Consider the following 10,707-nt stretch of genomic DNA (forward strand, 5'->3'; position numbering starts at 1 on the left):
ACTCCGCGATCGCCACCGCAGGACTGGCGACACGACTGGCCCCATTGGTCACAGCGGCGGCGCGTGAAGGGGGCCTTCACGTACTGCAGGGGCGAGCAAGGACGGCGATGGGCCCGGTCTCGTGAGTGATCAGGGCGGCGGAGCAGACCGGTACGTGATTACCCACGCCTGAACAGGGCGAATGTGCAGGGTCAGTGGTCGAGTGTGGAGCTTTCGGGACGGTGAACGTCCCTGATCCTCCACACTCGGCTCACCGAGCGCCGCCCGCCACAGACAACGACGCACTAAACAAGGCAAGTACCGCTTCTACCACTCACGAGACCGGACCGGGTTGGTCAGCTCCCCGACACCCTCGATCGCGACGGTGACCTCGTCCCCCGGCTTCATCGGCCCGACCCCCGCCGGGCTGCCGGTGAGCACGACATCGCCGGGCCGCAGGGTGAACCAGCGGGTCACCCACGCGAGGATCTCCGGCACGCCGAAGATCATCTCCCGGGTGGCGGCCCGCTGGACGGTCCGGTCGTTGATCCGCGTGGCCACCTCGAGGTCTCCGTTCTCGATGCCGGTGGTGATCCAGGGCCCGAGCGGCAGGAACGTGTCGGCGCTCTTGGCCCGTGCCCATTGACCGTCGGCCCGCCAGTCGTGCGCGGTGACGTCGTTGGCGCAGGTGTAGCCGAGGACGTGCGCCGAAGCGTTCTCGACGGTCAAGTTCCGCGCGGTCCTGCCGATGACGACGGCCAGTTCGCCCTCGTACTCCAGGCGTTCGACCTCGGGTGGGTGCAGGATCGGCTGTCCCGGCCCGGTGACGGCGTTGGGCGCCTTGAGGAACAGGGCGGGCCGCTCCGGCCACGGGCGGCCTTTTTCCTTCAGCTGGCAGGGATAGTTGCTGCCGACGCACACGATCGTGCGCGGCTCGCACGGCGCGAGCAACCGGACCCCGGCCAGCGGGCCGACGACCTCGCCCGGCCCGGTGACCGGGTCGTAAGCGAACACGAGATCGCCGTCCACACACCCTGTCCGAGCGGTTCCGCCGTCGTCGAAGCGGATCAGCTTCATGCCGGGCCGCCGAGCGCTTCACGGACCAGTTCGAGCGGATGCCACGCCGTGCGGCCCGCGCCGTGGAAGATCTGCTGACGGCACGAAACGCCCGTCGCGGCGACCAGTGTGCCGTCCGGTTCCTGTTCCAGCGCGGGGAAAAGCCGGTCGCGGCCGACGGCCATCGAGGTCTCGTAGTGCTCGGCCTCGAAGCCGAACGAGCCCGCCATCCCGCAGCATCCGGAGTCGATCTCGGCGACCTCCAGCCCCGGGATGCGCCGCAGGAGCGCCATGGTGGCGGCGGTGCCGACCTCCGCCTTCTGGTGGCAGTGGCCGTGGAAGACCACGCGCCGCCCGCTCAGCCACGAGCGTTCCGGCAGGGTCAGCCTGCCGTCGTCGATAGCCTCGACGAGCAGTTCCTCCACCTGGCGGACGCGCTCCTTGATCTGCCGCGCTTCGGGAAGTTCCGGTAGCAGCGCCAAAGTCTCGTCGCGCAGCGTGAACACGCACGACGGCTCACAGCCGACGATCGGCGATCCCGGTTCCGTGTCGCGTGCCAAGGCCGTGACCAGTCCGGCGGCCTTCTTCTTGGCGTCGTCCAGCAGGCCTTTGGACAGGCTCGACCGTCCGCAGCAGCCCCCGGACGCGAGTTCCACCGCCCAGCCCGCGCTTTCGAGCAGCTCGATGGCAGCCTTGCCGATCTGCGGTTCGGTGAAGGTGGTGAAGGAATCCGCGAGCCAGTTCACCGTGCCCGCCGTCCCCGGCGCCGCCACCCGGCGGCGGTTCCAGCGCACGAGGTTTTCCCGCACGAATTTCGGCAGCGGACGTTCGGCCTTGATGCCGACTGTCCGTTCCATGACCTTGCGGAGCGGCCTGATCCGTCCGGGCACATTGGACAGTGGCGCGGTCGCCGAGCCGAGCCGGTTGAAGAACCGGATCGAGCCGAAGATCCGCGACCGCAGCGGCGTGCCGTGCTCCTCGTGGTGCTGGTGCAGGGTTTCGGCCTTGAGCGAGGCCATGTCGACGCTCATCGGGCATTCGCTCTTGCACGCCTTGCACATCAGGCACAGGTCGAGGATCTCGTGCAGTCGTTCCCCGCCGAGCGCGGCCTTCGGGTCCGGCTCGGAAAGAGCCTTGACCAAGGCGTTGGCCCGGCCGCGCGTGGAATGCTCCTCCTGCAGAGTGACCTGGTACGACGGGCACATCACGCCGCCGGTGGTCTTGCGGCACAGCCCGATGTTCATGCAGCGGTCGGCGGCGCCGCGCATCCCGCCGACGACCTCGAAGGACAGCATCGTCCGCAACGGCGGCGCGGGCGGCAGGGCGTCACGGTCGCGCAGGTTCTCGGTCATCGGGGGCGCGTCGACGATCTTGCCGGGATTCATCGTGCCCGCGGGATCGAAGAGCTTCTTGACCTGGCGCATGGCCTCGTAGAGTTCGTCGCCGAAGATCTCCCGGTTGAACTCCGAGCGGGCGAGGCCGTCGCCGTGTTCGGAGGAGTTCACGCCACCGAATTCGGCCACGAGGTCCTTGATCTTCTCCGCGACCGCGCGCATCGTGTCGACCTGGGCGGGGTCGGTGAGGTCGACGAACGGCCGGATGTGCAGGCAGCCGACCGAACAATGGCCGTAGAACCCGGCTTCCAGGCGGTGCTCGTCGAGGATTTCCTTGAACCGCGCGGTGTATTCGGCGAGGTGCTCGGGAGCGACGGCGGTGTCCTCGATGAACGCCAGCGGCCGCTTGGTCCCCTCCCCTGCCGCCATCAGCAGCCCGAGACTGGACTTGCGCACCTTGAGCAGCGCCGCCTGTTCGGCGGCCGTGACGAGTTTGAGCGTGTGATAGCCGTGTCCGTTGCGCTCCCAGAGCCCGGCGACCTCGTCGAGTTTGCCCGCGAGCCGAGTCTCGTCGTCGCCGGAAAAGGACACGAACAGCAGCGCCGCCGGATCACCGACGAGATGGTCGCCGAGATCGGCGTACTCGATCTTCTGCCGTGAGAGGTCGAGAATGGTCTTGTCCATCATCTCGACCTGATGCGGCTCGCAGCTGAGCGCGTCGAGCGTGGCCGAGATCGCGCCGTGCGTGGTCTCGAAATGCCCGACAGCGTAGACGGTCTTCTTCGGCTTGGGCACCAGATCGACTTCGATCCTGGTGGCCAGCACGAGTGTGCCCTCCGCGCCGACGACGAATTTGGCCAGGTCGAAGGGTTTTCCGTCGCCGTATCCGGCGAGGCGGTCGAGCCGGTAGCCGCACGCGCGCCGCCAGAACACCGGCATGCCCTTGGCGATGGCGTCCTCGTGCGCGCTGACGAGTTCGGGGAGCTCGCGGTAGATACGCCCTTCCAGGGTGTCCGCCTCGGCGCGCCGCGCGCGTTCGGTCTCGCTCACCGGTTCCAGCCGGGCGGTGGAGCCGTCGGCGAGGACGACGTCCAGCGCGCGGACGTGATCGATGGTCATGCCGAAGGTCAGCGACCCGGAACCCGCCGAGTTGTTGCCGACCATGCCGCCGATCGTGGCGCGGTTGCTGGTGGAGGTGTCGGGCCCGAACATCAGCCCGTGCGCGGCCGCCGCCTGGTTGAGCTGATCCTGGACGACGCCGGGTTCGACGACGGCGGTCCGCGCGACGGGATCGATGTCGATGATCCGGTTCAGATGCCGCGACAGGTCGAGCACCAGACCGGGACCGACGGTCTGCCCGGCCAGGCTGGTGCCGGCCCCGCGCGGGACGACGGGCACGCCGAACTCCGCCGCCGTGGCGACGGCCGCGACGACGTCTTCGTGATCGACGGGGAACACGACCCCGCGCGGCATGATCGAGTACATGCTCGCGTCGCGGGAGAACAGGTGGCGCGTGTAGTCGTCGAAGGCGGCTTCCCCCTTGAGCCGCGTGCGCAACGCTTCTTCGAGAAGGCTGGTCATCGGCGGGCCCTCAGTCGTTCTGCAGCACGTCGAGGGCGTCCCGCAGCCCGCGTGGATCGGCGGGGGCGCCGGCGAGCGTCAGTCCCATTTGGACTCCCGCGAGAGTGCCGGCGAGGGTGAGATCGTTGAACGCGCCGAGATGCCCGATCCGGAAGATCTTCCCGGCGAGTTTGCCCAATCCCGCGCCCAAGGACATGTCGAACCGGTCGAGGATGATCGCACGGACCTTGTCGGCGTCGATCCCTTCGGGCATCAGGACCGCGGTCAGCGCGCCGGAATGTTCGCGCTCGTCCTGGCAAAGGACCTCCAGGCCCCAGCCGCGGACGGCGGCGCGCGTGGCGGCCGCGTGCCGGGCGTGCCGCGCGAAGACGTTCTCGAGCCCCTCTTCGTAGAGCAAGCGCAGGGCTTCCCGCAGGCCGTACATCAGGTTGGTGTTGGGGGTATACGGGAAGAATCCACGTTCGTTCGCGCTGAGCATCGGCCCCCAGTCCCAGAAGATCTTCGGCAGGCTCGCGGTCCTGGCGGCGTCCAGGGCCTTGTCGCTGATCGCGTTGAAGCTCATGCCCGGCGGGAGCATGAGGCCCTTCTGCGAACCCGCGACGGTGACGTCGACGCCCCATTCGTCGTGCCGGTAGTCGATCGAACCCAGCGACGAGATGGTGTCGACCAGCAGCAGCGCGGGATGTCCGGCGGCGTCGATCGCGGCGCGGATCTCGGGGATCCGGCTGGTGACGCCGGTGGAGGTCTCGTTGTGGACCACGCAGACGGCCTTGATCCGGTGCGCGGTGTCGGCGGAGAGCTTGCCGGCGACCACCTCGGGGTCGGCTCCGTGCCGCCAGTCGCCCGGCACGAAGTCGACGTGCAGGCCGAGCCCTCGCGCCATTTCCTGCCACAGCGTGGCGAAATGCCCGGTCTCGAAGGCCAGGACGGTGTCGCCTGGGCTGAGGGTGTTGGTCAGCGCCGCTTCCCACGCGCCCGTCCCGGTGGAGGGGTAGATGACGACCGGGTTCGTGGTGCCGAAGACGGGCTTGATGTCTCGCAGCAGCCGCGTCGCGAGCTCTTGGAACTCCGGTCCGCGGTGGTCGATGGTCGCCGCCGACATCGCCCGGAGCACCACGTCGGGAACGTTCGTCGGACCCGGGATCTGCAGGAAGTGCCGTCCGGCCGCGTATGTCATGTGCGCCTCCACGCTCGGCTTCGAAATGTTCCACGGGCGAAACCTTGGTCTCGCCGCTTGAACGGTATACCGTGTACCGAACTCCGTCGAGGGGGTACCCGGAACAACTTCGACCCGATTCCCTGAATGTGTCAGCGCCGACCGCAGAGGATTCCGATGTCCATACAACTCGTCACCGTCGTGGCGCTCGCCCTGGTCTTCCTGATCGCGACCGTGCTCCCCGTCCACATGGGAGCGCTGGCGTTCGTCGCCGCCTTCGTGATCGGCACGGCCTTCGCCGGGGAGAGCACCGACGACATCGTCTCGGGCTTTCCCGGCGATCTCTTCGTCATCCTGGTCGGGGTGACGTTGCTGTTCGCGATAGCCAAAGGCAACGGCACCGTCGACCGGCTCGTGCACCTGGTGGTGCGCGCCGTCGGCGGGCGGATCGCCCTGATCCCGTGGGTGATGTTCGTGGTCACCGCGGCCCTGACCGCGGTCGGCGCGGTGGTACCGGCGGCGGTGGCGATCATCGCCCCGATCGGCATGGGGTTCGCCCGCCGCTCTTCGATCAACCCGATGCTGATGGGCCTGCTGATCATCAACGGCGCCAGCGCGGGCGGCTTCTCCCCCATCAGCATCTTCGGCAGCATCGTCAACGGCGTCGTCGCCCGCGACAACCTGCCGAGCGACCCGGGGCTGTTGTTCGCGTCTTCCTTCGTCTTCAACCTGGTGCTGAGTGTCGTGGTGTTCTTCCTCTTCGGCGGCCGCGAACTGATCCGCCGGTCGTCCGCCGAACCCAAGGTCGCCGCGCTCGCGCACAGCGGCTCCTCGACGGTGACGACGCTGACCGGCGACCCCGCGCCTTCCAGCGGTGGCACCGACGAGCCCGAGGAACGTCTTCCGCTCACTCGCGACCACGTGTTCACGCTGATCGGGCTGGCGGCGCTCGCGGTGGGAGCGCTGGTGTTCAAACTCGACGTCGGCTTCACCGCGCTGACCGTGGCGACGGTGCTGTCACTGGTCTCGCCGGGGTCGGCCAAGGCGGCCGTCGGCGAGGTCGCGTGGCCGACGGTGCTGCTGATCTGCGGGATCGTCACGTTCGTCTCGCTGATGGAGCGGGTCGGCACGATCGACTGGCTCGGCAACCTGGTGACGCGGATCGGTTCCCCACTGCTGGCCGCGATCCTGATCTGCGCGATCGGCGCCGTGGTCTCGGCGTTCGCGTCGACGACCGGGATCCTCGGCGCGCTCATCCCGCTCGCCGTGCCGTTCCTGCTGGCGGGCGAGGTCGGCGCGGTCGGCATGATCATCGCGCTGGCGATCTCGTCTTCGGTCGTCGACTCGTCGCCGTTCTCCACCAGCGGCGCGCTGGTCGTGGCCAACGCGCCCGCCGGCCAGAACGACAAAGTGTTCCGGGGCTTGATGATCTGGGGGTTCAGCATGTGCGCGATCGCGCCGATCGCGACCTGGCTGCTGTTCATCCTGCCCGGCTTGGGCTGAAAGGAGCTTTCGCCGCATCTCACGCGGCGAAGGGAGCTTTCCTCGCGTCACACGCGGGGAAAGCTCCCTTCAGCGACTCCGGCGTTCGGCCAGCCAGCGTTCCGAATCGGGGGTGCCGCCGTCGAGCTGGTCCACCACCGCGTCGAGGAAGCTGCCGTGACCGTGATCGGCCAGCGCCCGCAACACCGCTTCGGGGTCTCCGCCCTCGATGATCGTGAGCAGCTCGCGGTGCCGCTCGACGTTCTGCATCAGCGATTCGCCGTCGCGGCGGGCGCTGCGGTTGAGGGCCATGCACAGCTGCATCTGCAGGGAAAGCGCGCGATAGGCCTCGGTGACGCGCTCGTGCCCGGCCAGCGCGACGATCGACTGATGGAAGTCGTACTTCCGTTGCGTGAACACACCTTCGTCGCCGTCACGGCCCGCCTGTTCGAACGCCGCGAGGGCATCCCGGCAAGCCTGCAACCGCTCCGGCGAGCGCACCGGGATGCCGATCCGGACGGCGAAGGCTTCGAGCTCTTCGCGCAGGGTGACGATTTCGTAGACGTCATGGCGGGTCAGCGGGCGGACGATGACGCCGCGCCGAGGGTGCGGCACGACGAGGCCTTCGAAAGCCAAGACCTGCAACGCTTCGCGCAGCGGCGGGCGGGACACCCCGAGCCGTTCGGTGAGCTTGGCCTCGACCAAACGCGTGCCGGGCGGGAGTTCGCCGGAAAGTATCATCGCGCGCAGCGCCTGGGTGGCCAGGTCGGCCATGCTCGGCGGCGCGACGATGCGGCCGTCGTCGTCCTGCACGGAACTCATGGTCATACGGACCCCTCCCTGTCTGTATACGGTATATCAATCACTGTCGTCGCGCGTGAGCGGTAGGTCACTCCCTAATTGGTTGGACAATCCGTCCAACGCTTATACAGTCGGTCTCGTGATCAACGAGCATCCGTATCCGCCCGCCTTCCGCAGCGGTGACCTGGTTTCCGTGTCCGGACGGCTCGGCGTGACCGAGACCGGGGAACTGGTACCCGGCGGATTCGACGCCGAATGCCCGCGGGCCTTCGCCAACCTCGACGCCGCACTGCGTTCGGTGGGCGCGACGCGGGCGGACGTGGTGAAAGTCGTGGTCTACCTGACCGACATCGCCGACCGCGACGGCCTCAACCGGGTCTACGAGGAGTTCTTCTCCGAGCCGAGGCCCGCCCGCACCTGCGTCGGGGTCGCGTCCCTGCCCTACGGCGGCGTCGTCGAAGTCGAGGCCCTCGCCCGAGTACGCGATGTCTGAGCAGGACGCGATCCTCGACGCGCTCGCCCCGGTCGCCGACGGCATCGCGGCGACGCTCGGCTCGTTCTGCGAAGTCGTGGTGCACGACTTCCGCCGCCCGGAGAAGTCGGTGGTCGCGATCGCCGGCTCGGTCACCGACCGCACCGTCGGCGGGTCGATGAGCGAGATCGGCATGGGTCTGCTCGCCCGCGGCGACGACGCCGAAGACCAGCTGAACTACGTCACGAGGACGGCGTCCGGGAAACTCGTGAAGTCTTCGACCATGCTGCTGCGCGACAGCGGCGGCTCGGTGTTCGGCGCGCTGTGCGTGAACCTCGACGTCACCGCGCTGGGCCAGCTGCGGACGCTGGTCGGCGAGCTCGCCGATGTCGGCACCGCCGCCGAAACGCCGACCACCACCTTCGGCGACGACGTCGACGCGGTGGTGGACGCGATCGTCGACGAGCATCAACTCCGGCTGAACAAACCGTGGACCGCGCTCAGCCGCGAAGAACGTCTCGACCTGTTCCGCAGCCTGCACGCGCGTGGCGTGTTCGCCGTGCGGCGGGCCGTGCCCCAGGTCGCGGCCCGGATCGGGATCTCCCGCGCCTCCGCCTACAACTATCTCGCCGAAATCCGTGAGCAAGGAGCATCATGACCGCCCCCGTGACCATCGACGACATCCGCGACGCGGCCGCCCGCCTGGCCGGGGTCGCGCACCGGACCCCTGTCGTGCGTTCCCGCACCCTCGACGACCTCGTCGGCGCCGAGGTCTTCCTCAAGTGCGAGAACCTCCAGCGCGTCGGGGCGTTCAAGTTCCGTGGCGCGTACAACGCCGCCTCCCGGCTCTCGCCGGAACAGCTGGCCAAGGGCATCGCCGCGTACTCCTCGGGCAACCACGCGCAGGCCGTCGCGCTCGCCGCGCGCGAACTCGGGAGCAGCGCGGTCATCCTGATCCCGGAGGACACCCCACAGTCCAAAAAGGACGCCACCGCGGGCTACGGCGCCGAAATCGTTACCTACGACCGGTACACCGGTGACCGCGTCGCCATCGGCGAGGCGCTGGCGGCCGACCGCGGTCTCGCGCTCATCCCGCCCTACGAGCACCCGCACGTGATCGCCGGCCAGGGCACCGCGGCGCTGGAACTGCTGGAGGACACCGATTCCCTGGACACCCTCGTCGTCCCGATCGGCGGCGGCGGCCTGATCGCGGGCAGCTCGACCGCCGCGAAGGCCGTGCGGCCCGGCATCCGGGTGGTCGGCGTCGAACCCGCCGCGGGCGACGACACCAAACGCTCGCTGGAGGCCGGGGAACGCGTGTCGATCCCGGTGCCGCGGACCATCGCCGACGGCCAGGCCGCCGAGATCCCCGGCGAGCTGACGTTCTCGATCAACCGGCGGCTCGTCGACGACGTCGCGCTGGTCACCGACGAGCAGGTCCGGGACGCGATGCGGTTCGCGTTCGAGCGGCTGAAGCTCGTCATGGAGCCGAGCGGGGCCACCGGTCTCGCCGCACTGCTGTCCGGTCAGGTCTCCGCGCCGGGCCGGGTCGGGGTGATCATCAGCGGCGGGAACGTCAGCCCGGAACGCTTCGCCGAACTGATCGCCGGCTGACCCTCTCCGCATTTAGTCCTCTAAATGCGGTGGGTCCGTGAAGGGCCCGCGGTGCCGGTGTCGCGAAAGTGGCTTTCGCAACACCTTGGCGAAGGCCGAACGCGTGACTCGCGTGATCAGACGCGTAACTCGCGTGCTTGCAGGCGTAACTCACGTGATTGAGCGCGGAACTCGCGGTGCGGCGTCTGATCACGCGAGTTACGTCTTCAAGCACGCGAGATACGGCTCTGATCACGCGAGTTACGCCTGCACTCACAGGCCGAGGCCGCCCGCCAGCACCGGCCACGAGTTCCGCAGCGCCCGCTGCCAGTAGGGCCAGCTGTGCGTACCGTCGCCGTAGTAGTCGACGGTCGCCGGGATCCCCTTGGCCTTCAAGCGATCCGTGAAAGTCACCGACGAGGCCAGCGCCTGGGGTTCGAAGATGTCCGATTGGCCAGGCGGGTCGAGCGGGCCGGTCTTGCCGTTACCGCACGAGATGTAGAGCGCCGTGCCGCGCAGGCCGTCGATGTTGTCGTACGGGTTGTTCGCCGTCCAGATCGGCCGCATCCCCCAGCTGTCGCCCCAGAGTTCCAGGTAGTTGAAGATCCCCGCGCGGGCCAGGATCCCCTGGATGAACAGCGGGGCTCCCTGGTTCAGCGTGTTCGGCACCCCGCTGTAGGACGCCGCCGCGGTGAACATCCCCTTGTGCTTGTACGAATACGCGAGCGCGCCGTAGCCGCCGATCGACAGCCCGGCGATCACTCGCCGCGTGCCCGCCCGGTAACCGCGTTCGACGATCTGCCGCACCTCCAAGGTGTGGAAGGTGTCCCAGTCGGGAGTGCTCCTGAGCCCGAAGTTCCACCACTTCGTGTACATGCCCGCCGGGCCGCCCGTCGGCATGACGACGAGGGCGTCCTTGTCGGCGGTGAACGCCTTGACGTCGGTGAACTGGTCCCACGAGCGGTAGTCGACCGGTTCGCAGCAGCCGTGCAGCAGGTACAGCGTCGGCCAGGTCCGCGTGGGTTGCGCGGCCCAGCCGGCCGGCACCAGCAGGCGGACCATGCCGGTGGTGCCGAGCGCGGGCGAACTGATCTTGAGGTCGACCGTGCGCGCGTCCAGCCAGGTCTCTTCGACGACCTTCGCCCCGTTGTCGGCGGAGACCGGCGCGGCCGCCGCGCTCGCGGGGACCGGGCTTCCGAGCAGGACCACCATGGCCAGCGCCAGCAGACCCCACCGCCGGGTTCGCTTCATCA

The 10,707-nt window shown here is 68.7% G+C and carries 9 protein-coding genes; 4 read left to right on the forward strand and 5 right to left on the reverse strand.

What is annotated here, in order from left to right; genetic code table 11:
* Positions 1-306: 306 nt before the first annotated feature.
* From MJQ72_RS11255 to MJQ72_RS11265, 3 genes are read right to left on the reverse strand one after another with little or no spacing between them, the layout of a single operon-like run.
* On the reverse strand, positions 307-1,056 hold the full coding sequence (locus tag MJQ72_RS11255) for a fumarylacetoacetate hydrolase family protein (protein WP_240599150.1): 750 nt from the start codon (positions 1,054-1,056) through the stop codon (positions 307-309).
* Entirely contained in the window at positions 1,053-3,950 is a 2,898-nt protein-coding gene (locus MJQ72_RS11260; RefSeq protein WP_240599151.1) for an FAD-binding and (Fe-S)-binding domain-containing protein, read from the reverse strand. The genes MJQ72_RS11255 and MJQ72_RS11260 overlap by 4 nt, the downstream gene beginning before the upstream one ends.
* Positions 3,951-3,960: 10 nt before the next feature.
* Entirely contained in the window at positions 3,961-5,127 is a 1,167-nt protein-coding gene (locus MJQ72_RS11265) for an alanine--glyoxylate aminotransferase family protein (RefSeq protein ID WP_240599152.1), read from the reverse strand.
* 156 nt (positions 5,128-5,283) lie between these two features.
* Here MJQ72_RS11265 and MJQ72_RS11270 point away from each other — a divergent pair, with 156 nt between their 5' ends.
* Positions 5,284-6,609, forward strand: a complete 1,326-nt coding sequence (locus MJQ72_RS11270) for an SLC13 family permease (protein ID WP_240599153.1) — start codon at positions 5,284-5,286, stop codon at positions 6,607-6,609.
* A 69-nt stretch (positions 6,610-6,678) separates the two neighbouring features.
* On the opposite strand, the gene MJQ72_RS11275 is transcribed toward MJQ72_RS11270, so the two are convergent.
* Complete coding sequence (locus MJQ72_RS11275; protein WP_240599154.1) at positions 6,679-7,416, reverse strand: GntR family transcriptional regulator; 738 nt, start codon at positions 7,414-7,416, stop codon at positions 6,679-6,681.
* Between the two features lie 112 nt (positions 7,417-7,528).
* On the opposite strand from MJQ72_RS11275, the gene MJQ72_RS11280 reads away from it, so the two are divergent.
* The 3 genes from MJQ72_RS11280 to MJQ72_RS11290 are packed head-to-tail and all read left to right on the forward strand — an operon-like array spanning position 7,529 to position 9,475.
* Positions 7,529-7,882, forward strand: coding sequence for a RidA family protein (locus tag MJQ72_RS11280; protein WP_240599155.1), 354 nt, complete (start codon positions 7,529-7,531; stop codon positions 7,880-7,882).
* On the forward strand, positions 7,875-8,519 hold the full coding sequence (locus tag MJQ72_RS11285; protein WP_240599156.1) for a transcriptional regulator: 645 nt from the start codon (positions 7,875-7,877) through the stop codon (positions 8,517-8,519). The genes MJQ72_RS11280 and MJQ72_RS11285 overlap by 8 nt, the downstream gene beginning before the upstream one ends.
* Positions 8,516-9,475 carry a pyridoxal-phosphate dependent enzyme gene (locus MJQ72_RS11290; protein ID WP_240599157.1) on the forward strand — a complete coding sequence of 320 codons (960 nt, stop codon included), beginning with the start codon at positions 8,516-8,518 and terminating at the stop codon, positions 9,473-9,475. Before MJQ72_RS11285 ends, MJQ72_RS11290 begins: the two co-directional genes overlap by 4 nt.
* A gap of 252 nt (positions 9,476-9,727) precedes the next feature.
* Here MJQ72_RS11290 and MJQ72_RS11295 read toward each other — a convergent pair whose 3' ends face one another.
* Positions 9,728-10,705 (reverse strand): alpha/beta hydrolase family protein, encoded by a 978-nt coding sequence (locus MJQ72_RS11295; RefSeq protein ID WP_240599158.1) that lies wholly within the window; start codon positions 10,703-10,705, stop codon positions 9,728-9,730.
* Positions 10,706-10,707 lie beyond the last annotated feature (2 nt).

This window comes from Amycolatopsis sp. EV170708-02-1, from assembly GCF_022479115.1.
In the GTDB taxonomy this organism is placed as follows: domain Bacteria; phylum Actinomycetota; class Actinomycetes; order Mycobacteriales; family Pseudonocardiaceae; genus Amycolatopsis.

Coding starts and splice junctions, on each gene's coding strand:
- MJQ72_RS11290 (WP_240599157.1), top strand. CDS start 8,516: ATGACCGCCCCCGTGACCATCGACGACATCCGCGACGCGGCCGCCCGC.
- MJQ72_RS11260 (WP_240599151.1), bottom strand. CDS start 3,950: ATGACCAGCCTTCTCGAAGAAGCGTTGCGCACGCGGCTCAAGGGGGAA.
- MJQ72_RS11255 (WP_240599150.1), bottom strand. CDS start 1,056: ATGAAGCTGATCCGCTTCGACGACGGCGGAACCGCTCGGACAGGGTGT.
- MJQ72_RS11295 (WP_240599158.1), bottom strand. CDS start 10,705: ATGAAGCGAACCCGGCGGTGGGGTCTGCTGGCGCTGGCCATGGTGGTC.
- MJQ72_RS11285 (WP_240599156.1), top strand. CDS start 7,875: ATGTCTGAGCAGGACGCGATCCTCGACGCGCTCGCCCCGGTCGCCGAC.
- MJQ72_RS11270 (WP_240599153.1), top strand. CDS start 5,284: ATGTCCATACAACTCGTCACCGTCGTGGCGCTCGCCCTGGTCTTCCTG.
- MJQ72_RS11265 (WP_240599152.1), bottom strand. CDS start 5,127: ATGACATACGCGGCCGGACGGCACTTCCTGCAGATCCCGGGTCCGACG.
- MJQ72_RS11275 (WP_240599154.1), bottom strand. CDS start 7,416: ATGACCATGAGTTCCGTGCAGGACGACGACGGCCGCATCGTCGCGCCG.